The 23,248-nt window shown below is 55.3% G+C and carries 24 protein-coding genes; 14 read left to right on the forward strand and 10 right to left on the reverse strand.

All coding sequences use genetic code 11. The annotated features are described in order from the left end of the window. The first annotated feature begins 25 nt into the window (after window positions 1-25). The 10 genes from A11S_RS02215 to A11S_RS02260 all read left to right on the forward strand — a co-directional run bounded on the left by A11S_RS02215 (window position 26) and on the right by A11S_RS02260 (window position 7,529). Window positions 26-604 (forward strand): response regulator, encoded by a 579-nt coding sequence (locus A11S_RS02215; RefSeq protein ID WP_148285086.1) that lies wholly within the window; start codon window positions 26-28, stop codon window positions 602-604. Continuing rightward, entirely contained in the window at window positions 601-1,101 is a 501-nt protein-coding gene (locus A11S_RS02220) for a hypothetical protein (RefSeq protein ID WP_015466852.1), read from the forward strand. Before A11S_RS02215 ends, A11S_RS02220 begins: the two co-directional genes overlap by 4 nt. Before the next feature lie 136 nt (window positions 1,102-1,237). Next, the gene (locus A11S_RS02225) at window positions 1,238-1,627 is read left to right on the forward strand and encodes a hypothetical protein (protein WP_015466853.1); all 390 of its coding nucleotides are present in this window, start codon (window positions 1,238-1,240) and stop codon (window positions 1,625-1,627) included. 78 nt (window positions 1,628-1,705) lie between these two features. Then, the gene (locus A11S_RS02230; protein WP_015466854.1) at window positions 1,706-2,647 is read left to right on the forward strand and encodes a sterol desaturase family protein; all 942 of its coding nucleotides are present in this window, start codon (window positions 1,706-1,708) and stop codon (window positions 2,645-2,647) included. Window positions 2,648-2,771: 124 nt separating this feature from the next. Next, window positions 2,772-3,059 carry a hypothetical protein gene (locus A11S_RS02235; protein WP_014102049.1) on the forward strand — a complete coding sequence of 96 codons (288 nt, stop codon included), beginning with the start codon at window positions 2,772-2,774 and terminating at the stop codon, window positions 3,057-3,059. Next, window positions 3,056-3,364, forward strand: a complete 309-nt coding sequence (locus A11S_RS02240) for a hypothetical protein (protein WP_015466855.1) — start codon at window positions 3,056-3,058, stop codon at window positions 3,362-3,364. The genes A11S_RS02235 and A11S_RS02240 overlap by 4 nt, the downstream gene beginning before the upstream one ends. A gap of 228 nt (window positions 3,365-3,592) precedes the next feature. Continuing rightward, complete coding sequence (gmd, locus tag A11S_RS02245) at window positions 3,593-4,672, forward strand: GDP-mannose 4,6-dehydratase (RefSeq protein WP_015466856.1); 1,080 nt, start codon at window positions 3,593-3,595, stop codon at window positions 4,670-4,672. Beyond that, on the forward strand, window positions 4,656-5,615 hold the full coding sequence (locus A11S_RS02250; protein WP_051054876.1) for a GDP-L-fucose synthase family protein: 960 nt from the start codon (window positions 4,656-4,658) through the stop codon (window positions 5,613-5,615). Before gmd ends, A11S_RS02250 begins: the two co-directional genes overlap by 17 nt. A gap of 3 nt (window positions 5,616-5,618) precedes the next feature. After that, on the forward strand, window positions 5,619-6,485 hold the full coding sequence (locus tag A11S_RS02255; protein ID WP_015466858.1) for a mannose-1-phosphate guanylyltransferase: 867 nt from the start codon (window positions 5,619-5,621) through the stop codon (window positions 6,483-6,485). A 60-nt stretch (window positions 6,486-6,545) separates the two neighbouring features. Further along, the gene (locus tag A11S_RS02260) at window positions 6,546-7,529 is read left to right on the forward strand and encodes an arginase (RefSeq protein ID WP_015466859.1); all 984 of its coding nucleotides are present in this window, start codon (window positions 6,546-6,548) and stop codon (window positions 7,527-7,529) included. Here the strand turns inward: A11S_RS02260 and A11S_RS02265 are convergent. From A11S_RS02265 to A11S_RS02290, 6 genes are all read right to left on the reverse strand, one after another. Further along, a complete protein-coding gene (locus tag A11S_RS02265; protein ID WP_041802357.1) occupies window positions 7,504-7,878 on the reverse strand; it encodes a hypothetical protein in 375 nt (124 codons plus the stop codon). The two genes, A11S_RS02260 and A11S_RS02265, sit on opposite strands and share 26 nt — an antisense overlap. 14 nt (window positions 7,879-7,892) lie before the next feature. Beyond that, entirely contained in the window at window positions 7,893-8,903 is a 1,011-nt protein-coding gene (locus A11S_RS02270) for an L-histidine N(alpha)-methyltransferase (protein ID WP_015466861.1), read from the reverse strand. Between the two features lie 15 nt (window positions 8,904-8,918). Next, window positions 8,919-9,578: a helix-turn-helix domain-containing protein gene (locus tag A11S_RS02275; protein WP_015466862.1), complete on the reverse strand. Its 660-nt coding sequence runs from the start codon at window positions 9,576-9,578 to the stop codon at window positions 8,919-8,921. Window positions 9,579-9,767: 189 nt separating this feature from the next. Then, window positions 9,768-11,837: a M3 family metallopeptidase gene (locus tag A11S_RS02280; RefSeq protein ID WP_015466863.1), complete on the reverse strand. Its 2,070-nt coding sequence runs from the start codon at window positions 11,835-11,837 to the stop codon at window positions 9,768-9,770. A gap of 25 nt (window positions 11,838-11,862) precedes the next feature. Beyond that, window positions 11,863-12,663 (reverse strand): hypothetical protein, encoded by an 801-nt coding sequence (locus tag A11S_RS02285; protein WP_235067998.1) that lies wholly within the window; start codon window positions 12,661-12,663, stop codon window positions 11,863-11,865. A gap of 156 nt (window positions 12,664-12,819) precedes the next feature. Further along, window positions 12,820-14,943: a M3 family metallopeptidase gene (locus A11S_RS02290; RefSeq protein ID WP_015466865.1), complete on the reverse strand. Its 2,124-nt coding sequence runs from the start codon at window positions 14,941-14,943 to the stop codon at window positions 12,820-12,822. Between the two features lie 87 nt (window positions 14,944-15,030). Here A11S_RS02290 and mnmC point away from each other — a divergent pair, with 87 nt between their 5' ends. Beyond that, complete coding sequence (gene mnmC / locus A11S_RS02295; RefSeq protein ID WP_015466866.1) at window positions 15,031-16,803, forward strand: FAD-dependent 5-carboxymethylaminomethyl-2-thiouridine(34) oxidoreductase MnmC; 1,773 nt, start codon at window positions 15,031-15,033, stop codon at window positions 16,801-16,803. A gap of 68 nt (window positions 16,804-16,871) precedes the next feature. After that, on the forward strand, window positions 16,872-17,966 hold the full coding sequence (locus A11S_RS02300; protein WP_015466867.1) for an MraY family glycosyltransferase: 1,095 nt from the start codon (window positions 16,872-16,874) through the stop codon (window positions 17,964-17,966). Here the strand turns inward: A11S_RS02300 and A11S_RS02305 are convergent. From A11S_RS02305 to A11S_RS02320, 4 genes are all read right to left on the reverse strand, one after another. Continuing rightward, window positions 17,963-18,550, reverse strand: coding sequence for a hypothetical protein (locus A11S_RS02305; RefSeq protein WP_015466868.1), 588 nt, complete (start codon window positions 18,548-18,550; stop codon window positions 17,963-17,965). The genes A11S_RS02300 and A11S_RS02305 overlap by 4 nt on opposite strands. A gap of 112 nt (window positions 18,551-18,662) precedes the next feature. After that, on the reverse strand, window positions 18,663-19,988 hold the full coding sequence (locus tag A11S_RS02310; protein WP_015466869.1) for a dicarboxylate/amino acid:cation symporter: 1,326 nt from the start codon (window positions 19,986-19,988) through the stop codon (window positions 18,663-18,665). A 49-nt stretch (window positions 19,989-20,037) separates the two neighbouring features. Beyond that, complete coding sequence (gene trhO, locus A11S_RS02315; protein ID WP_015466870.1) at window positions 20,038-20,958, reverse strand: oxygen-dependent tRNA uridine(34) hydroxylase TrhO; 921 nt, start codon at window positions 20,956-20,958, stop codon at window positions 20,038-20,040. Window positions 20,959-20,970: 12 nt separating this feature from the next. Beyond that, complete coding sequence (locus A11S_RS02320; RefSeq protein WP_015466871.1) at window positions 20,971-21,891, reverse strand: hydrogen peroxide-inducible genes activator; 921 nt, start codon at window positions 21,889-21,891, stop codon at window positions 20,971-20,973. Window positions 21,892-22,037: 146 nt separating this feature from the next. Here A11S_RS02320 and A11S_RS02325 point away from each other — a divergent pair, with 146 nt between their 5' ends. Then, on the forward strand, window positions 22,038-22,601 hold the full coding sequence (locus A11S_RS02325; RefSeq protein WP_015466872.1) for a peroxiredoxin: 564 nt from the start codon (window positions 22,038-22,040) through the stop codon (window positions 22,599-22,601). 87 nt (window positions 22,602-22,688) lie between these two features. Beyond that, window positions 22,689-23,240, forward strand: a complete 552-nt coding sequence (locus tag A11S_RS02330; protein ID WP_041802359.1) for a carboxymuconolactone decarboxylase family protein — start codon at window positions 22,689-22,691, stop codon at window positions 23,238-23,240. Window positions 23,241-23,248: the final 8 nt, after the last annotated feature.

Here is a 23,248-nt window from a genome sequence, read left to right on the forward strand (position 1 = left end):
TTTGGTTTTTGAAGTCATGCAGAATATGGATTTACAACCCGGGCGCGCGGCGACCTATACCCTCAGGGATTTCTCTGTCCTTGTCGTGGAAGATTATGATTTCATGCAGGGCTTGATCAGTTCGATGCTCAAGGCCTTCGGCGTGGGCAATATCACGGTGTGCGACAATGCCCGTGAAGCTCAAACCATGTTGAACATGTCGTGTGTGTCCGGCGGGGCCGTTCGCCCGATTGATATGGTTCTGACCGACTGGATGATGCCGGGCGGATCGGGGCGTGATCTGATCAAATGGATGCGCGATCACAAAAACGAACATATCAAATTTATGCCTGTTATTCTGGTCTCGGCCTTTACCAGCGAAGAAACGATTTTTGCCGCCCGCGACATGGGGGCCAATGAAATTTTGGTCAAACCGCTGTCGGGTGAAAAACTGGCCAATCGTTTACTGGGAATCATTGACCATCCGCGCCCGTTTGTAAAAGCACCCAGCTATTTCGGGCCAGATCGCAGGCGGCGGATCAAGGACATTCGGGGAAAATGCCGCCGTGTTTTGACGGCGGAAAAAATGGTAACCCATGTTGAATCGGTACAGAGTGCATCATGAGCGACGACACACCAAAGATTGAAATTTACAAGCGCGCCAACAAATTGAAGGTCAAGGCGGGCGGTGACCCAAAGGGCGGTCCGGGGCGGTTTGATGCAACGGCGGTCAATCGCGCCAATATTGTCATTCAAAAGATGTCCGATATGTACCCCAACGAAATTAAGAAGTCGTTGGAGGAACTGGATCGTCTGTGGAGTGAAACGAAACAGATGGACAGCAACGCGCGTGCGGATCATGCCGCGCTGATGTCGAACACGGCGAACAAGATTAAGGATCTGGCCGGAACATTCGGGTATGAGCTGATGTCCTATTTCGGCACATCCTTGCGGGATTATATTCTGGACACCGATCTCAGCCAGCCGGAACAGGCCACAATTGTCCAAGCGCATGTTGATGTGATGCAGGTGGCCTACCGCGAAAACCTCAAAGGGATGAAGCACCCGTTGGCGGACGAATTAAAGCGCGTCGTGGCCGAGGCAATTGCGAAGTATAGCTGAGCCTCCCTTGATTTAATGCGAATGAAATCAATATATTACCCGGTAGGTCCCTCAACATAAGCCGGGCGCGATAAAAAAGTTCACTTTTTTATCGAAAATGGCTATGGTGCGGGCCTGATTTTAAAGGGTTTTTGTCATGGATCTGTTCCACCGCCTTGTCCATTGGGTCGTTCTGTTCACCTTCGTTGGGCACATTTTCTGTTGTGGCCTGCCGCTGGCGGTCAGTTTCCTGTCCGTTATTGTCGGGCTGGGCTTGCTGTCGGGCGTGTTGCCGGCGTTGGACCATGTTCACCATGTTGTTCACGGGTATGAAACCGGACTTGTGATTTTCTCAGGTGTGATGCTGACGTTGGGGTGGGTGGCACAATGGGCCAGCACCCGATTTGATTGCCATGACACCGGATGTGAACACCCGCCGTGCGACACGAAAAAAATCCGTAATGCGCGTATCTTGGGCGTGGCAACGGCGTTGTTTATGTTCAACCTGATTGTGCTTCTGGTTGCAAATCACGCGGCCGTGCACTAAATCCCCTTTTCCTGCTGCCGCCTGTGCGGTAATTTGGTTCGCGATTACAATGGCTGTTCAAAACGGTTGGGGCGAACCATGCAAACCATTCCTGCGAATCTGCGTATATTCCTGTCCTGGGTCACGTGGCCGTTTTTAATGGTGACGTGTATTGCCGCGACGGCGTATGGGTTTGCCATTGATCGCCCTGCGCTGGTCTTCACCATTGCGTATTTTACCATGGCGGCGATCCTTCTGGTTCTGGAACGGGTCATGCCGCATGAACGCGAATGGAACGAAAATGATGGCCAGACCTTCGCCAATATTGCCCACACGCTGGTGACCAAGGGAACGGTGCAGAGCTGCATCGTCTTTGCATCGGTTATTGGTATCACCAATTACATCACGCCGATGGCGGAACCGGGGCACGGAATCTGGCCGCGGGACTGGCCAATGTGGGGCCAAATTCTGATGGGCATTGTGGCGGCGGAATTTGGTTTGTATTGGGGGCACCACATCGCGCACAAATGGCGCCCGATGTGGCGTTTCCACGCCATTCACCACAGCGTCACACGGTTGTGGATCGTCAATACCGGGCGGTTCCATTTTATCGATTCATTCAAAAGCGTTGTTCTGGGGCTTGGTATTCTCACCCTTCTGGGCGCGCCGTTGGAGGTGATGTCGTGGGTGTCGGCCATCACCGCGTATTGCGGCATGCTGACCCATTGTAATGTTGAAATGCGCTTCGGGTTTTTATCCTATCTTTTCAATACGCCGGAATTGCACCGCTGGCACCACAGCAAGGATCTGCGCGAAGGGGATAAAAATTTCGGTGAAAATATCATGCTGTGGGATTGGGTTTTCGGGACATGGTTCAACGAAGATCGTCGCCCGCCCGTCAATATTGGGATCAAGGAAACAATGCCGCCGGGATTTGTGCAGCAACTGGTCTGGCCGTTCGTGCATCGTTATCCGCCGAAAACGCCCGCGCAACAATCAGCGCAACAGCCTGTACAGAGCGTTCCGGACGCGGCGGAATAGGTTCATTTTCATATCTTCAGCTTTTTTTAACGCGCGCCCAGCACAATGAAGGCCAATGGGGCAAAAAGCCCCCTGCGGCGCAAACCGCAACGGGTGTTAAAAGTTACAAAAGGCGGGGTCTGCAATGTTCCAAAAATGCGATTTCCTGTTGGGTGAAGGCGATAGTATCGTGGTGGTTATTCCCGCGCGATTGCCCCATGCCGAAACCTATACATTATCGGTCAGTGACAGGGATATTCGGTTCCGCGCCGGCTATGACGACATTGCCGAAATGCCAATTCAGGGCGCGGAAATTTTCCGCCGCTTGATGAATTACACGCAGGTGGGCGTGGTTGAATATCCGCCCAATGCCGAAAGTTTCCCCAAAACCATCACAAACGTTGCCTATATTGAATTACGGAGAGCCGCATGAGTTTCGAAGCCCATATTGGAGATTCTCTGAGCGATCTTGGCGCATTCACGGCGATCAGTTCCGATGGCGGTGCGCCGTCCATGGCCACGCTGGGGGCGATGGTGAATGCGGGGCTGGATGTATCCGTTGATCCGTCCATGGGGCGGGGGTTGAGTGCGCAATTCGGCATGGCCCATGGCGGCCTGGCCATGGGGGCAGGAGGTGCCTTGCATTTAGCGGGCACGGCCCCGGCCCCAGCCCCGGCCCAGGTTGCGGGCCCGTCGGCACCAACGCAGGCGAATCGTCAGCCGACTTTGGGGCGTTAGGGGCCTTGAAGGACCATCTTTTTCGATAAAACGGGCCCTATGGGGCCTGTTTTTTTCTGAAGTTCTGCGATTTTTGAAATCTTTGGTCCTTTTTCCCGCACATTTCAGAAAAATCTCGCCATTTGGGCGGTCTTGGGGCATATCTGCATACATTCGCGTGTTTATTTTTGTTCGATTTTAAGGGGCGGCCGAGACCAGCAGGATTGCGGGGTTGGGCCGGATTGAGCCATGCAGGTACACCCATCAGCCCTGATCACAGGGATTACCGGTCAAGACGGTGCGCATCTGGCGGAATTTTTGCTGGGGCGCGGGTATGTGGTCCATGGCGTGCGCCTTTATTCCGCGACCGATGACACACAACGCTTGCGCGATATTCTCGATCATCCGTGTTTTCACCTGCACATTGGTGATTTGAATGATGGCGGTGCGCTGGCCCGCCTGATACGCGATTGTGCACCCAATGAAATTTATAATCTGGCCGCGCAAAGCCATGTCCATGCCAGTTTTAAAGTGCCCGAAGCCACAGCGCAGATCAACGCGCTGGGCCCGCTGCGCCTGCTGGAGGCTGTTCGCGTGCTGGGCCGCGAGCATGACATTAAATTTTATCAGGCATCCAGTTCAGAAATGTTTGGCAATGCCCCGGCACCACAAAATGAAAATACCCCGTTTGCGCCGTGCAGCCCTTATGCGGCGGCGAAGCTCTACGCCTATTGGCTGGTGCGCAATTACCGCGATGCATATGGCATGTTTGCGTGCAATGGCATTCTGTTCAACCATGAAAGTGCTTTGCGTGGTCAGGAATTTGTAACGCAAAAAATTGCACGCGGTGTTGCGGCGCTGGCATCCGATCGTGATGCGCCGGTGCTGGCTTTGGGGAATTTAAATTCCCGCCGTGATTGGGGCGATGCGCGTGATTATGTGCGCGGCATGTGGATGATGTTGCAACGGGATACGCCGGATGATTACGTTCTGGGCACCGGACAATCCCACAGCGTGCGGGATTTCGTGAATGCCGCGTTTGATGCGGCGGGTTTTTCCCTGACATGGGCGGGCATCGGCGTCGGGGAAACCGCGCGTTGTTCTCGCACCGGGCGGCTTCTGGTCCGTATTGACCCATCCCTGTTCCGCCCGACGGAGGTGAATAACCTGATTGCCGATGCGACCAAGGCACGAACCATTTTGGGATGGACGCCGGAAACGGATTTCCAAACACTGGTCCGCGATATGATTGTTGCCGCAATGGACGATGTATCGCACGCGCGCCGTGATGATCATTGGGCGAATGGTAACAATGCCCGGTTTGCGTAATTTACCTTATCGCCGGATCTGGGTTGCGGGACACCGGGGATTGGTGGGCGCGTCGCTGGTGCGATATTTTCGGGATCATTATCCACAGTGTGAAATTCTAACCGCGTCGCGCGATACACTTGATCTGCGGCGACAGGACGAGACGGAACGCTGGATTGCGCACAACAAACCCGATGCGATTATTCTGGCGGCGGCGACGGTGGGGGGGATTGGCGCAAATGCGGCCCGCCCGGCGGATTTTCTCTATGACAATCTGGCCATTGCCACCAATGTCATCCATGCGGCCGCAGTGCAAAATGTGGGCAAGCTGCTGTTTCTTGGGTCATCCTGTATCTATCCGCGCGATTGTGCGCAACCGATTGCCGAAAAATCCTTGTTGAGCGGTGCGTTGGAGCCCAGCAATGAATGGTACGCCATTGCCAAGATCGCGGGATTGAAATTGTGCCAGGCCTATCGCCGTCAGGGCGGCCATGATTTTATCGCGGCCATGCCGTGCAATTTGTATGGTCCTGGCGATCGGTTTGATCTGGAACAATCCCATGTCATTCCGGCGTTGATGATGCGGTTTGATCATGCTCGGCGCGCGGGGGATTCGTGCGTAACATTGTGGGGGACGGGCCGTCCCCTGCGGGAATTTTTATATATTGATGATCTGGCCGATGCGCTGGTGACCCTGCTGGCGAACTATAGCGGTGAAGGTCCGGTCAATATTGGTGCGGGACGGGAAATATCAATTGCTGATCTGGCCGTAAAAATTGCGCATGTGACAGGTTATAATGGGCGGATTGAATGGGATTCGTCCAAACCCGATGGAACGCCCCGTAAAATCATGGATTCATCGCGTATGCGGGCGCTGGATTGGGCTCCGCAAACGGCATTGGATGATGGGTTGGCCACGGCGTGGGATTGGTATGTGCGTAACCGTGATCAACAGGCGGCCTGATCCATGTTACACAATGTTATTCCAGTTATTTTATGCGGGGGTGTTGGGCGGCGTTTGTGGCCGTTATCAACGCCGCGCCGACCAAAGCCGTTTTTGCGCGATATGTCCGGGCAATCATTGTTGCAACAGACATTGGACCGCGCCCGCGGCATGAAACCGCCCGTGATTGTGTGCAATGAAACGCATGTCGATTTGGTCCGGCGGGATGTGGGGGCCGCGCCGTCAACGCTTCTTTTGGAACCCTGTGGCCGCAATACGGCCCCGGCGATTATCGCGGCGGCCCACCATGTTCAGAACGATCACGGCGGTGATGCCGTTCTGTTGATTATGCCGTCTGACCACTACATGGCCGATCCGACGGCCGTGGGGCGGGCTGTTCTCAATTTGTGGCCGCATTTGGATCACAATATCGTGGGTGTCTTCGGTCTGCGCCCGACGCGGGCGGAAACGGGATATGGCTATATTCAGGTGGATGTCGGTGCGCATGTGCGACCGGGGTCGCACGCGGTGCGGTCTTTTGTTGAAAAACCGGATCGCGTTCTGGCGCAAACCTATCTGGATCAGGGGTGTTGGTGGTGGAATAGCGGATTGTTTTTGGCAAAGGCCCAAACCATTCTTGATCATGCGCAAACCCATGTGCCTGATGCCTATGCGGCCACGGGGCGTGCGGTTGAACGCGGAATATGGGACCAACGGGCCCTGCGCCTTTCTGCCGATTTTGCCGATGCGCCTGCGGTGTCATTTGACAGGGCCGTAATGGAACGCATCGGGGGCGTCCGTGTGGCGGCGCTGGAAACCGTTTGGTCGGATCTGGGCACGTGGCCGGCGCTGGCCAAAAACATATGTGCCAAGCTGTTTTCAACCGGTTGAATGTGCGGCGCATCATGGCGTAATCTGGGGGCCGGTTAACCCCTTGGAGTCGCTCTTCTTATGACCACCCCGCCGGATGCGTTGTTACAGGTTGCCTTGATCCCCTATGTCTGTGGCGCGGGCGCGCAAACCCCGGGGTGCGAGCAGGGCCCGCTGGATTTCGAATTGCGCGGCCTGGCTGACGCTTTGCAGGCTGCTGGCCGCGACGTGTGGTGGAGCCTTGATCCCGAAACTCTGCTGGCTGGCCCGTATGGTTCCAGTGCGCACCGTGATTTACCCCCGCTGGGGTCGGATGAGCGCAATGAAATTGTGATCTGGCACGTGCGCGGCTTGGCCGACCGGGTGGAAGACGATGTACGGAGCGGGGCCTTTGTCGTGACGCTGGGCGGCGACCACAGCATGGCGGCCGGGTCCATGACCGGGTTGGCGCGCGGATTGCGAAAAACCGTGGGGGCGGATGTTCGTCTGGGCTTGCTCTGGCTGGATGCGCACGCGGATTTAAATACGCTGGCCACAACACCGTCCAAAGCGCTGCATGGCATGCCATTGTCGCAGGTTACCGGTCTGGACCCGGATCATGACCCGTTTGGTCTGGGCCATGATGGCGTGGCGGTGGCCCCGTCGCGACTGCTCTATGCCGGATTGCGGGATTTGGATGCGGGTGAAGTTGATTTTATTCGCGCAATGAATATTCGCGCCTTTTCAATGGCGGATCTGGCGGGGAAAAAATTATCGTCGGTTGTTGTGGATACCATGGCCGCGATGGACGTGGATGTATGGGCCATTTCGTTGGATCTGGATGGGCTGGACCCCGACTTTGCCCCTGCCGTGGGGACCCCTGTGGCCAATGGTTTAAGCCGTGATGATGTTGTGGAAACATTGCGCGCGGTTATGGATCGTTTTGACGTCCGTCTGTTTGAAGTGGCGGAACATAACCCGACCCTGAAAGGGGCGGGCGTGAATTATCAAAGCGCGCTGTCCGTTTTACAGGTTGTTTTGGATGGTGCCGCCCAGCGGTTTAAACATCGATCCGACGCAGCGTGATAAAGGTGACATTGCCACCATATTCAATCTGACCCGTCATCTGAATCTTATCGCCCTTACGCGCCAGTTTCAGGACGGTGCGATAGGTGACCGGTTGGCGAGATGGTGATCCGTCCGGGCGCAGCAACGAAAAATCGGAATCGGCATCGGTCGGATCGGCAACCGAAATCATTTCCACTTCGTTTTCGCTCAAAATCGTAAATGTGCTGGTCCACAGGCAATTGGCCGCGTCGCGACGTTCTGTTTTCCCGTGGCGGATATGGGTAACGCCATCAGCCTTCATCTCCAGCGGTCCTTGATAGGAGCTGGTGCTGCTGACTTGATATTGTCCGTCTAATTCATTGGTCATTTGGTTTTTCCACCTTATGTGCTGAAAACATGCAGTGTCGGGCCGCTGCGATGTCGATAAATATCCGCCGTGTACAGGCCGATATTGCGGCCCACTGAATCCAGTAATTGCGGGCGCGGTTTTAAAGATGTCATCATCGTCAACCGCTGCCCTTGTTTAAGCTCGAACGTAATCGGGGTTTTATTGCGGCTAGTAATGGTAATGGTTTGATCCTGCTTAACCAACAATCTGTGTTCAACCAAAGGTACGCAGGGTATCACGCTGGCTTCGTAGGAGAAGTAATCGGGCCCGACCTTCATAGTTTGCGCACCGGGGACATTGTCTCGGATGACGCGCATGATATTGATCATAAAAGGCTCAAGGCACTGATCATAAGCCCGTAACAATGTATCGATATTGTTGTTTGAATCATATCCGATCAATATTTTTCCGTTGGGCCCAGCGAGGTGTTGCAACCCTTGCATAAAAATTCGCGCTTTGACTTTAGGAAACGGCTCCGTAGATTTTACATTTTCCAAATTGGATATCAGCGATCCCGTGCACAAGACCGCAGTGTTTTCTTGCGGGACAAGAAAATGCGCGGCAATGCGAAAACTCATCGTCAGATAAGACGTGCGAACGCCCATGCGGTTGAAGATATAGGATCGGTCAATCGCCTTCTTTGCTGCATCATTAAATTTTTGGCTCAAATCGATAAAAATAATCTCTTGCAAATGGGGCATGTATTTGAGGATATGCATTTCCTTCTGCATAAAGCTGTCTCGTGGGCCGGGGCCGACAATGACGGCGCGGGTGCAAAAACGAAAATTCCGGGTAAGCTCGGCGCAATTTTTTGAAAACAGTTCAATTTCGTCGTTGTACAGATAGTAATTCGGGTTTTCATGAACAAATTTATTGAACAAAAATGACCCATTATCGAGATAGGCGATCCGGCCCATATGGCCGTGCTCAATCCCGCTGAACAGGTTGATGGCCGCAGCGGTAACGTCTTTTTTCTGATCGTCGTTTAGCTTTGGATGGGCCATAATACGCTTTAAATTTTATGCCGCAACTTTTACGGATGTACCAACAGGGGTTGATCGGTTCCACATGTCGGCAAACTGCATGCGATAGGCGCTGGCAATCGCCGGATAGTCCATCAGAATGACGGTGACATTGGCATCAAACAACATGATGGCCAGTTTGTCGCCGTAGACATAGAACGGAACCGATGCGAACAGTTCGCTGGGGATCCAGCGATATTCGGCATAGGATTCGCCCGGAACGAAATCATCGCCTTCACGGATCAGGATTTTATATTTAATTTTTTTCAAGGCGCGCATGCGGTCGATATGCGTTTGCGCGTATTGTCCCAGATGTTTGATAAACAGGCGTTCATCGACGTTACTGACCAGAATGTCACCGGCGTAGTTCCGCACGGTGCTGTAGATGTCTTCGTAAAAATCGATCAGCCCGGCCTGGCCCGTGAACACGCGCACTTCGCCGCTGCGCAGGCGAATGCCGGTGGTGCCCAAAAATTCAATCCCGGCGGATTCAAAGGCCTTTTGAATGGTGTGCAGGGTGTTGTTGCGGGGTGTACTTTGGTTATTTTCAATGCTACCAATCGACGTCGCAGACAACCCGCATCGATCGGCCAGATCTTGTTGGCTCCAGTTCAATACGGCGCGCGCGCCACGAATTTGTGCGGTGGTAATCGTCATTCCGGTGTCCTGCTCTTTATAATGCGTTTTTTCTTAAGTCATTCTTGGGAAATTCGTAAGTATTGGTAGCGTCCGAATGCGCCGGACGCAATCAAAAATATCCTGATCTTTACCGAAAATGTGGATTGAAAAATCCCCTGTGCGCCAGAGGCGACAGGGGATTTGCTAATATTTTGTTTTTATTGTGTTTTATGCCACCTGACCCGAATGGATCTGGTTGGGGTCCAGCAGCCCTTCGCGGCGGAGCAGGGCGTCCGGGTCGGCATCCCGACCCCGGAACCGGACATACAGTACCTGCGGGTGCTCACTGCCGCCACGGGACAGGATTTCGGCCTTGTACGCCTTGGCTGTGTCCTGATCGTACAATCCTTTTTCCTCGAACAGGGCAAAGGTATCGGCGTCCAGCACTTCGGCCCATTTGTAACTGTAATATCCGGCGGAATACCCGCCCGCGAACAAATGGCTGAACGCCGTGGATTGCGGCCCGGCCAGACGCGGGAACAGGGACATGTCCTTCATCACGCTGTCTTCAAACGTAGCCGTGTCCTTGATCGTGGACGGATCAGCGGTGTGCCATGCCATGTCGAGCAGGGCGAAGCTGACCTGACGCAATCCGGCCCAGCCCCCCATGAAATTTTTGGCATCGTTCAGTTTCTTGACCAGATCGGCCGGAATTTTTTCACCCGTCTTGTAATGCGCGGCGAACAAGTCCAGCGTTTCGGATGTATAGGCCCAGTTTTCCTGAACCTGGCTCGGCAATTCAACGAAATCCCACAACACGTTTGTTCCGGCCATGGACATATACGTCACATCCGACAACATGCCGTGAATGGCGTGGCCCATCTCGTGGAACAGAGTCAGCAATTCATCAAAGGTTAGGAGAGAGGGCTGATCCTTCGTCGGTTTGGTGAAGTTGCAGACAATGGCGATCACCGGGCGGCGGACTTCACCGCGATACAGACCCTGGTCCCGGAACGCGGTCATCCATGCGCCATCTTTCTTGCCCGTGCGGGGGAAGAAGTCGGCGTAGAACGTGCCCATGAAACGCCCGTCATCATTGTCGAATACGTCATAGGCGGTCACGTCCGGGTGCCAGACAGGATATTTGTCATTGGCAACGAAGCGCAGGTTGAACAATTTGGTGAAATGCTGGAACACGCCCTTCAAAACATTGTCCAACGGGAAATACGGGCGCAGATCTTCGGATGAGAATTTAAACAGATCCTGTTTCAGTTTTTCGCCGTAATAGGCCACATCCCATGGCTGGATCGGGTCCGGGCCATTCATTTTTCGGGCAAAATCCTGCAACATTTTCAGGTCTTTTTCGGCGGCGGGTTTGTACGCGTTTTTCAATTTTGTCAAAAACGCGCGCACTTCATCCTCGGTCCGGGCCATGCGCTGTTCCAGGACATAGGCCGCATGGTCGTTATACCCCAGCAATTTGGCCCGGGCATCGCGCAAGGTCACGATGTCCAAAACCATCTGGCTGTTATCAAATTCATCGCCATAGGCGCGGCTGGCGAATGCGCGCCAGATTTTTTCACGCAATTCGCGCTTGTCGGCATATTGCACGACGGGCAGATAGCTGGGGAAGTCCAGCGTAAACAGCCATGCGTCATTGCGGCCCTTGTCTTCGGCCATTTGTTTGGCGACGGCGCGCGCGCCGTCCGGAATACCGGACAGATCGGATTCGTCCGTGATCCACAGTTCGAATTTCTCGGCCGATTTTTTCACGTTGTTGGAAAATGCCGGGCCCATGGTGGACAGGCGTTCATTCATATCGCGCAATTTGGCCTTGTCCGCGTCATTGAGCAACGCGCCACCACGAACAAACCCCTTATATGTTTCATCCAGCATGCGGGATTGTTCCGGGGTCAGGGACAGGCTGTCGCGTTGGTCCCAAACGGCCTTTACACGGGCAAACAAGTCGGGGTCCAATGATACGTCACTGGAAAAATTCGCGCTCAGCGGGCCGATCTTGTCGGACAAAGCTTGCAATCCGTCCGTGCCGTTGGCGGACAGCATGTTGTAAAACACGCCCGATGCCGCGCTCAACATTTCCGATGCGGTTTCCAACGCGACGATGGTGTTGTCGAATGTTGGCGCGTCCTTATTGGCTTTGATTGCTGCGATGTTTTTGCGGGCCTCTTCAATGCCGGCTTCGACGGCGGGCAGGAAATGATCTTCCCGGATTTTGTCAAAGGCCGGGGCCATATTCGGCACATCGGACGGGGTCAGCAGCGGATTGGTATCGGTCATCGGTTTTTACTCTTCCTTTTGTCAGTTATTTTTGGGCTGTCTTTGCTTGGTCGCTTGGCGTTAATACGATGCTGCTGGAGGCCATGCCGCCTTCCTTGGTCATCGGGTCAAACGCGGTCACGTAAATCTGGTATGTGCCGGGTTCGGGCATGCGGGCCTTGGCCACGAATTCACCGGCATTTTTCCCGGGTTTCATTTTGATGGTTCCAGCGGGGGCGGATTCCTTGTACAGCGCCATTTCAATGTCATAGCGGCTGGGGTCCCACGCCGTATCGGTGCCGACGGCGCAGCCGCAGAGCTTGGCAATATTGGCGGTAATGTCGATAATTTTTTCCGGGTCATGCGTTGCGGTTTGTCCGGCAACCGGTGCGGTAATATCAATCGCAAAACCGGGCAGTTCCAGCAAGATACCATTCCTGGCGGAATAATCCTTGCCGGGGATCAGGACCATGTCCGTGCTGGTGGTCACGGCATTGCCCTGGGCCATCATCGGGCCGGTGGCGGAAATGGTGACGGGCATCGGGTGGGCCAGATCGATGGAGACATCGAATTTCGCACTGTCATCATCGGCCAGAATGGCGTCGCGGGCGCGGGATGATGCCATGATTTTTTGCGTATCACCCGTGCTGCCATGGGTCACGCCGTTGGCAATAATGTCGCCCGTCATTTTATCGCGGATCACCACATGCGCGCCGCCCATGGCGGTGCCGATAAAGGTCGCGTCCTTCGCCATCACGCGCACGGTCATGGGGGTTTCCACCTGTGCCATGGCGGGCATGGACAGGCACAAGACGGCAACACTGGTTAGAAGGGCAAAAGCGCGCATAATCAAAATCTCCGGCATGAAAATAGATATAGGGCAGTGTCCGGCTTTCAAGGCGCGGGGTCAAGGTGCCTTTGTCATAAAATGGCCCCGCAGGGTAAAAAGAAACGGCGCATCCCCATGGTGCGCCGTTTCCGGATTGATGCGGTGGCCGCAGGCTTATGGGGCCGGGGCTGGGCCCTTGCGTTTCTGGCTGGCTTGCGGCGCGGCATCCGCATTGTCGTTGGCGGGCAACAGCCCTTCACGACGCAACAACGCATCCGGGTCAGGGTTGCGGCCCATAAAGGCGCGGAACAGGTTAGAGGCCTGGCGCGTGCCGCCCTTCTCATAAATATGACGGCGCAGATCATCGCCCAGCTTGCGGTCGTACAGGTCCGTGGCTTTGAATTTGGCGAAGACATCCGCGTCCAGAACCTCGGCCCATTTATACCCGTAATATCCTGCGGCGTAGCCGCCCGGGAAAATATGGCCGAATGACGTGGACATCAATCCTGTGCCATTGCGTGGCATCAGCCATGCACGGGCGATAACGGAATCTTCAACATCTTCGACGGATGTGACGTTTGCCGGATCAATCGTTTGCCATTCCATGTCAAGCAGGCCGAAATAAGTCTGGCGCAGGCCCGCATATCCGGCGGCATAATTGCTCTTGGCAATAATCTTGTCGATCAAGTCATCCGGAATAACCGCGCCTGTATCCTTGTGGAAGGCATAGGTTTTCAAAACGTCTTTTTCCATGGCCCAGTTTTCCTGAACCTGGCTGGGCAGTTCGACAAAGTCGCGGGTGACGTTTGTGCCATTCAGCGATGCATACCGCCCCTTGCCCAGCAAGCCGTGCAAACCATGCCCCATTTCGTGGAAAACGGTAATCACATCCTCCAGCGAGAGCAGGCACGGTTCCCCCTTGGCGGGTTTCAGGAAGTTACAGCAATTGAGGATCAACGGGATTTGTTGTTTCCCATCCTGATCAATCCCGGCATTGCGGAACGCATTCATCCAGGCGCCGTCTTGTTTGTTGCCGGCCCGAGCGAAATAATCGCCGTAGAAAACACCAATCTGTTTGCCTGTTTTCTGGTCGTGAACATCGAATGTTTTTACATCATCGTTCCAGACCGGGTATTGCCCATCTGCGGGTGTAAAGCGGATGTTGAACAGTTTTTCCGCATGGGTCATCACGCCCTTCAGCACGTTATCCAGGCTGAAATATTTACGGATTTCCTGGTTATCAACGTTAAAAGACCGTTGCATGTTGATATTGTTGTAATAGGCGTAATCATACGGTTTGAAATCCGTGATTGCGTCCATATCACGCGCCAGTTTTTGAATGCGGTTTAAATGCTCCTCCGCACGCGGGCGATAGGCTTTCAAATTGCGATCCAGGAAATTCAAAACCGTTTCCGGGTTTTTGGCCATGCGGGTGCTGAGCGCCATGTGCGCATAGGTTTCAAAGCCCATCAAATTGGCCTGGTCTTTGCGCAACGTGATGATCTTCATAATGGTGTCGTGGTTGTCGTATGCGCCGCTGGTCGATTGTTCCATGCTGGTCGTATGGACACGGGCCCGCAAATCGCGATTTTTACCGTAGAGCAAGACCGGAGTCGATGTGGCATCGCTGATCAGCCATTTCCCCGTAAGGCCTTTTTCTTCCGCGGCCGTGGCATAGGCGTTGATGACATCTTTTGGTACGCCATCCAGCAATTGAATATCATCCACGATAATCGGGTTGGCTTCGGCGTCCTTAATATTGTTCTGGTCAAATTCTTCGGTCGCTTTGGCGAGGGCTTCCGCGATTTCCTGAAAACGAACCTTGCCTTCCGGTGGCAGGTGGATGCCCGTACCCAGGAAAGCTCTATACGTCTTTTTCAGCAAGGTGTTTTGTTCGGTGGACAGTTTTAGCGCTTTGCGGTTTTCGTAAATTGTTTGAACGCGTTCGAACAGTCCTTTGTCCTGCATCATGGCGATACGCGGCGGGGTCAGAAGGTTTGTGACCCAATCGCTCATCTCCATCAATTCTTTCGAGGTGTTGAACGATGTGAAATTGTAATAGGCGCTGATAACGGGATGTGTAATTCCGTCCAGGCGCTCCAGCGCTTCGATCGTGTTTTCGAACGTCGGCGCATCGGGGTTAAAGCGGATCTCATCCAGCGCGGCTTGCGACTTCGCCATGAAATACTCGAACGCGGGTTTGAAATGCTCGACTTTGATCCGGTCAAAGGCGGGTACGCCGTGCGGCAAGGCGGGCGGATTGATCAGCGGATTCGTGGTGTCGTCGTGCGTCGTCATGGCTTTAACGTCCCTGTTTTTCATTTTTTGTTGTATATGGTTGGTGTCAGTTTTAGGACGGGGCCTGGGAAAGGGCAAGTTTTTCATATGATCCGGTCGGAAATATTTGATGATATTTACTTTTCTGCCGCCAATGGCTGGGCCGAAACGCAACATGTGTTTCTCGGCGGTAATAATCTTGCGCAACGCTGGGCGGATGATGCGGGGGACCGGAGGACCCGGTTTACCATCGCCGAAACGGGATTTGGCACGGGGCTGAATATGCTCTCGGCCTGGGCCTTGTTTGACGAGGTCGCGCCAGAACACCTTAAGCTGGATCTGGTGTCGTTCGAACTTTACCCCCTGACCAAAAATCAAATTGCTGAGGTTCTGGCCCCGTGGGCGGACAAGTTGGGTCAGCATCGTATTGATGCGTTGCTGCGTGATTATCCCATTCGTGTGGCCGGATGGCACAGGATTGAATTATCGCCGCGCGTGACGCTCACTTTGATTTTCGACGATGTGAATGCGGCGATATCGCGTGTGGTGATTCCGGGCGGGGTTGATGCTTGGTTTCTGGACGGTTTCGCCCCGGCAAAAAACCCGGGTATGTGGACGGGCACCGTGTTCAACGGCATGGCGCGGTTGTGCGCGCCGGGTGCGACATTTGCCACGTTTACGGCGGCGGGCTTTGTGAAGCGCGCTTTGCGCGAGGCGGGCTTCACGGTCAATCGAAAACGCGGGTTTGGCTATAAATGGCACATGCTGGCCGGATCGTTTCCGGGGACGGTGTGTGCCACACCGCAATCACAACGCCAAAAAATCGCGGTGATCGGTGGCGGTCTGGCCGGAACATCTGTGGCGCGGGCGTTGGCCGATGATGGCCACACCGTGGTTTTGTTCGAACAGGATGATATTGCAGCCGGTGCATCGGGCAATTTGCGCGGCATGATCAATCCACGCATCAGCGCGTTGCGGTCGTCCGATTCCGATTTTTATGCCTCGGCCTATGCCCGGGCGGTGCGGGTTGTGGCGCGGTATCCGAATGCCGGATTTATGGCGTGCGGAAACCTGCATCTAATCCGTGATGCGGACAAAGAAAAGCGCTTTACATCCTGCCGCGATCATTGGGGATGGCATGCCGATCATATGCGGATCATTGATGCGGATGCGGCGTCGGATATTGCAGGCGTGCGGGTCGATCACGCGGCCCTGTATCTGCCCGATGGCGGACAGGTCAGCCCGCGTGAATTGTGCCGAGCGATGGTGCAGGGGATTGAACGGCGGGGCGGCGTGGATATTGCGTCTATCATCCGTCAGGAATCGTGGATTATTGATGGTGAAGCGTTTGATGCCGTTGTTCTGACCTCTGGTATTGAATGTTTGAAGCATCCGTCATTATCGACGCTGCCGCTTCATACGGTGCGCGGGCAAATCATGACCGTTGCCGCAAAGGACCCGGTACCGCGCGCCAATCTCTGCTTCGGCGGATATATCGGGGCGGTTCAGGATGGTGTGCAGGTGATGGGATCGACATTCCAGAAATGGCTCGACACCACCGACCTGCGGGATGAGGACAATGATTACATTCTGGGGCAGGCGCGGGATGCTGTGCCCGCCTTTGTGCCCGGCACGGTAACAGGCGCGCGGGCATCTTTGCGGTGCGCGGCGCAAGATCGCTTTCCCGTGATCGGGGCCGTCGCGGGCCAGCCGGGATTGTACGTATCCACGGCGCATGGGTCGCACGGTATCGTGTCGTCCATGGCTGGGGCGCGGATTCTGGCGGACATGATCGGGGGCGGGGTCTGGTCCCTGCCGGGGGATGTGGTGGAGGCCCTGAATCCCGCCCGTTTTGCCCGCCGCATCGCGCAAAAGGCCTGAGCGCGGGCCGCTTTATTTATCCCCCCCGGCGCGGTACACTGGCGCCCGGTTTCATAAAGAGCGTTAAAATGGTTTTCGATTCCATTGATATTTTGGTCTGGGCCCTTGTGGCCTTTGCGGCGGCGCTGGTCGGTGTTCCGGCGGCGGCGCGTCTGGCGATCCGTACCGGATTCGTGGATGCGCCGGGCGGGCGCAAGGATCATGCCGGGCTTGTCCCCCCCGTTGGTGGGCTGGTCGTGTTCCCGGTTTTTGTGGCGGTGCTGTTTGCGTCCGGCCTGATTGATTCCGCCTTCCTGTATTTTATCGCAGGTCTGGCCGTCATCGTCTTCGCCGGGGCGATGGATGATCGCTTTGCGATTTCGCCGCGCTGGAAATTCGTTGCGCAATTTATCGCCGCGTTCTTGATCGTGATTGGCGGCGGCGCGCGTGTCGGGTCGCTGGGCAATCTGTTTGGCTTTGGCGATGTCTGGCTGGGGTGGATGGATATTCCGTTTTCCGTCGTGGCCACGGTTTTGTTGATCAATGCCATCAATCTGATTGACGGGCTGGATGGTTTGGCGGGCGGGAAAAGCTTTGTCGCGTTCGCATGGTTGCTGGTGGCCTGCCTGCTGGGCGGGGCTCATGATGCGGCGGTGCAGGTCGCGGTGTTGATGGCGGCGCTGGCTGGGTTTCTGGCCTATAATATGCGCCATCCGTTGCGCGCCCGTGCGGCGGTGTTCCTGGGGGATTCGGGCAGCATGGCGTTGGGCCTGGCCCTGGCATGGTTCTGCATCACGCTGGCCAAGCCCGACACGGCTGTAATCCAACCGATTTCAATCGCTTGGATTCTGGCTTTGCCCATCATTGATACATGCGCGCAATTTGCCCGCCGTGTGGCGCAGGGGCGTCACCCATTTTCTGCCGACCGGAACCACTTCCACCACCATTTCGTGAATGCCGGGGTCAGCGTTGGCTGGACCATGGCGGCTTTGTGCCTGATCGGGATTGGGATGGGGGCTGTCGGTATTGGCGGCATGGTTCTGGGCGTGCCAGAGCCGGTGTTGTCCTATGCGTGGATTGCCATGCTGTTGACGCATATTTACATCAGCCTGCGCCCGCGGCGGTTCCGCCGTTTGGCGGCGTGGGCTTTGCGGTGTATCCGCGGGGAAAAAGCGGCGGATTAAAGAATGCCGCCGACCCATTGCACGAAATCGGTCGTACCCCGGTCAATCGCAAAGGCGATAAAGGCCAAAAATCCGGCGAATTCCAACGGCACGCGCAACACATGCGCCGCCATAAATGCCGTAAAGAAATAGGTGTAGCCCATCAGGCACAGCATAAAGGGGTAAAGTTCCGCCATTGTGTGCGACCCCGCCATCACCATAAAGGCGACCGGAATAAAGATGGCCGTGGCCGGAACGGTCAGCCAGTTGTTCGCGGTGACGAAACGATAGAAATGATCCATCCGTCCGACTTCACGCAAAATCCAATACACAAATCCGAAAAACAAAACCCACGACGCAAACAGGCGCAGGGAATAGAGCAGGGCGATGGTGTTCGTGGATGTATCGGCCATGGCGCCGGGCGACATGTAAACGGCGATCAAGGAGGCCGGAAATAAAAGGGCGGGAACGATAAAAGACCGGAGCGCCGTATCACGGTCATTGGAAAAACGGTCCGTGCCCTGCGGCATCAGCAGCGCCAGTTCCAGCGTGCCGAGCAGGCTGGTTTTAATGCCGGATGGTTTGGCGTCGGAATCCGTCGTCATGCACACCTCAAACTCTGATTCTTTTTCGTTCTTTTCGATCAGATAATTATAGATATGAGGTCTTAAGACTTTTTTACAAGCCCGGTATAAATGCGCTTTTTATACCAAAGGCTTAGGTGTCTTTACGGGGAACCCACCGGTCCATGACGGTGCAGGCGGTCAGATCGCCGCTGATATTCACCACGGTGCGGCACATATCCAGAATACGATCGACACCCAAAATCAATCCCACACCAGCGGGCGGAACGCCAATGCCGGTCAAAATTGTGGCCAACACGACAATACCAACACCGGGAATGGCGGGCGTGCCAATCGACGCCCCAACCGTGGTCAGAACCAGCAAGATTGTTTCGTTGAGGCTGAGATCAACGCCAAAAACCTGGGTCAGGAAAATGGCCGCGGCGGCCTGATACATGGCGGTGCCGTCCATGTTGATGGTCGCCCCCAGCGGGATGACCACCTGTGTCACAGACGGGCGAATCCCCAGATTGCGTTCCGCCACCAGCATGGACACTGGCATAGTTGCCGCCGAGCTGGATGATGAAAAGGCCAGCAATTGGGCCTCGCGAATGCCCTTCATAAAATCCATCACGGATCGCCCGGCAACGAACCGCACCATCATCATGTAAAACACCATGATACAGGCCAGCCCCAGCAGGATCGTGACGACATAGCCGCCCATGCCGACCAACACATCTTTGCCCGTGCGGGTGGTGATGTCGGCCAACAGGCCGAAGACGGCCAGCGGTGCAATGGTCATGGCCCAACCGATAATCTGCATGGTCAGGGCTTGGATGGATTCGCTGATTTCAATCAATGGGCGTGCGGTGCGGGCGGGCATGGATAAAATGGCCACGCCAAACATCAATGCCGCAATCACGATTTTCAGCATGTCGCGGTGCAGGCTGGCCTCGGCCAGATTAACAGGCAGCATATTGACGATACGTTGCGGGACTGTCAGGTCGTCCAGCGTTTTTTGTTGCAGGCTGGCGGCTTGTTGTTCGGCGATATGCAGTGTGCTTTGCATGTCGGCGCTGTCAATCATGCTGCCGGGGTGGATCACCGTGCTGATCGTAATGCCAATGACGACGGCAACGATTGTGGTCAGTATGAAATACGGCACCAGTCGCAAACCAATCTGGCGCAGGAAACTTAATTCCCCACTCTGGCAAATGCCAAGAATGATCGAACTGAAAATCAGCGGGATGATGACCATTTGAATCAGGCCCAGAAAAATCACGCCCGGCAAGGCCAGCCATTCGCCCACCGGCACGGCCTGATCGGTGTTCAAAACACCGCCCACATCGGGGGACAGGATCAACCCCGTGGCAAGACCCGTAACAAGGCCAATCAAAATCCACAGCCATAAGCGGCGTGGCAGTTTGAGGGGGAGAAGATCCTGGTGCGCCAGATGCGCGGTGCGTGTGTCCTGTGTCATGGTGCTCAGGGTACCATGACTTGGCGGAAGTCCCAAAATCGGGGGGAAATTACGCCCGTGTGCCTTCGCCGCGTTCGCGGATCAGGAAATTATGCCGCTGGCGCAACATATTACGGCGTTCTTCGCTCAAGCCTTCATGGCAGTGGGAGCAGGACACGCCCGCTTCGTACGCTTCATGGGCGTGCTCTTCCGGGGCCAGCGGATGGCCGCAGCCGAGGCAGATATCCCATGTGCCCTCTTTCAGGCCATGGGTGACGGCGACGCGCTGGTCGAACACGAAACACCCGCCATCCCACAATGATTCTTCGGCGGGAACATCTTCCAGATATTGCAAAATGCCACCCTTCAGGTGGTACACCTCTTCAAACCCTTGGGACAGCATATAGCTGGATGCTTTTTCGCATCGAATGCCGCCGGTGCAATACATGGCGACCTTCTTATGTTTTGCCGGGTCGAGATGTTTCTGCACAAAATCCGGAAATTCCGTGAAAAATTCCGTTTTCGGGTCCACGGCCCCGCGGAACGTGCCCACGGCGGTTTCGTATTGATTGCGGGTGTCCAGAACAACAACATCCGGGTCGCTGATGATCGCGTTCCAATCTTTCGGCGCGACATAGGTGCCGACCAGTTTCGTCGGGTCGGCGTCCGGTTGTTTCATGGTGATGATTTCTTTTTTCGGACGCACCTTCATGCGTTTGAATGGCTTGTCCGATGCATGGGAATATTTCAATTCGCCCTGACGCACGGCGAACAATCCGTCCAGAAAATCGACAATCGCATCCAGATCATCGGGCGCGCCGGCAATGGTGCCGTTGATCCCTTCGGGGGCGATCAACAATGTGCCACAGATGTTCAGCCGGGTGCATTCGGCCGCAACGCGGTCCTTCAGAGCCGGGATATCAGACAGGGCAACAAAGCGGTACAGGGCCGCAATTTTATACGGGTATGTGTTCGTCATTTTCATCACCATGGAATGGGGGCCTTACCTATACCCCGCTTGGCTTTTCTGTTCAACATTTGCGGCAATATGCTGGCCCAACAGGCGAAATTCCGCCCCGCGGGCGCTATTTTGCCGCCAAACCAGCCCGATTTTCCGTTGGGGGGCCGGGGCGTTAAATTCATGAATTTGAAGCCCCTGGGGCAAAAACCCGGCCCGCACGGCCATGGCGGGCAACAGGGTGGCCCCGTACCCGTGCTGGACCATCTGTAACAAGGTCGGCAGGCTGGTGGCGCTGAACGTCTTTTCCTTCGCATGGTCTTGCAGGCGGCAGGCCTCGCGAGCGTGATCGCGCAGGCAATGCCCGTCTTCCAGCAACAGGATGGCTTGGTCTTTCAGCGTGTCCAGTGTAATGCGCCGGGGCATGGTCGGCACTTGATCGGCGGCCTGGACCAGGACGAAGGGTTCGGAAAATAACTCCATCTGCACCATGCCGTTTGATTCATATGGCAACGCAATCAACGCGGCGTCAATGTCATTGCGGTCCAGCGCGGTGATCAGCCGGGCCGTCATATCCTCGCGCAGGTGCAGGTCCAGTGCCGGGTAATCGGCGTGCAGGCCGGGCAGAATGTCGGGCAGAAGATAGGGGGCGATGGTGGGAATAACGCCCAGCCGCAAGGCCCCGGTCAGTGGCGTCCGGCGGGCGCGGGCCTGATCGACCAGCTTCTCTGCCTGATCCAGTGTCGCGCGCGCATAGGGCAACACATCGCGCCCGAAGGTCGACAGTGTGACCCGTCGGCTGGTGCGCTCCACAACGGGCTGGCCCAGAATGGCCTCCAGATCGCGAATCCCCGCGCTCAATGTTGATTGCGTCACATGGCACAGCTTCGCCGCCCGGCTAAACGACAGGGTCTCCGACAATGCTAACAGATATTGTAATTGCCGCAGGCTGGGCAGTGTCTTCATGGTTTGCCTTTATTTTCAGGGGATGGGGTTTATTTATCGAAAAAAACGATCAATAGCAATGAAAATTCTCGCTTGATTTCGCGGGCGCGAAGGGGGCATGGTGCCTATGATTTCAACCCACCTTAAAACCAAGAAGGAACAGCACAATGCTCGGTATTGGCGATCGTCTCCCGGATTTTTCCGTCACCGGTGTAAAACCGAAATTCATGAAGCACGAAGAAAACGGTGAATCCGCGTTCGAAACCATCACGCAGGATAGCTTCGAAGGGAAATGGAAAGTCATTTTCTTCTACCCGAAAGATTTCACCTTCGTGTGCCCGACCGAAATCGTTGAATTCGCGAAACTGAACAAAGACTTCGCGGATCGTGATTGCGTCGTTCTGGGCGGCAGCACGGACAACGAATTCTGCAAACTGGCCTGGCGCCGTGAACACAAAGACCTGGCCAACCTGGATCAGTGGAGCTTCGGCGACACCAACGGGTCCCTGGTCGATGGCCTGGGCATTCGTGATTACGATGCGGGCGTAGCCTTGCGCGCGACCTTCGTTGTTGATCCGCACAACGTGATCCAACACGTCACCGTGAACGGCCTGAACGTTGGTCGTAACCCGAAAGAAACGCTGCGCGTTCTGGACGCTTTGCAAACGGACGAACTGTGCCCGTGCAACCGCCCGGTTGGCGGCGACGTTATCGATCTCAAAGCCGCTTAATTGATGCTTTGAATCGGTCAGGAAGGTTGGTTCATACCTGCGCCGACCTTCCGCATCGGTTCAAACTGTAAATGCAAGGAGTAGATGATGAGCATTGAAGCCATTCAAAACATGATCCCCGATTTTGCGAAGGATATTCGCCTGAACCTGTCCACGTTGGCGTCCGAAGAAACGCTGAATGACCAACGCAAATGGGGCACGTTCGTGGCCTGTGCCCATGGGGCGCGGAATGCGGATATTATCCGTCTGGTCGAAGCCGAAGCCGCAACGAAATTGTCGCCGGAGGCGTTAAATGCCGCCCGTGCCGCCGCCGCGATCATGGCGATGAACAATGTGTATTACAAATTTGTCGGGATGGCCGAAAATGCCGATTACAAAACCATGCCGGCCAAACTGCGCATGAATGTGATTGGCAACCCGGGCGTGGACAAGGCCGATTTTGAATTGTGGTCGTTGGCGGTATCCGCGATCAATGGCTGTGGTTTCTGTGTGAACGCCCACGATGCCATTTTGATGAAAGCCGGCGTTGACAAAGCCGAGGTTCAAGCCGCTGTGCGTATCGCCGCCGTGATCAACGCCGCCGCTGCTATTGTTGATGGCGCGGTCGCGATGGATCAGGATTTGGCAAAAGCGGCCTAATCATTCGT

The sequence above is a fragment of the Micavibrio aeruginosavorus EPB genome (assembly GCF_000348745.1).
In the GTDB taxonomy this organism is placed as follows: domain Bacteria; phylum Pseudomonadota; class Alphaproteobacteria; order Micavibrionales; family Micavibrionaceae; genus Micavibrio; species Micavibrio aeruginosavorus_A.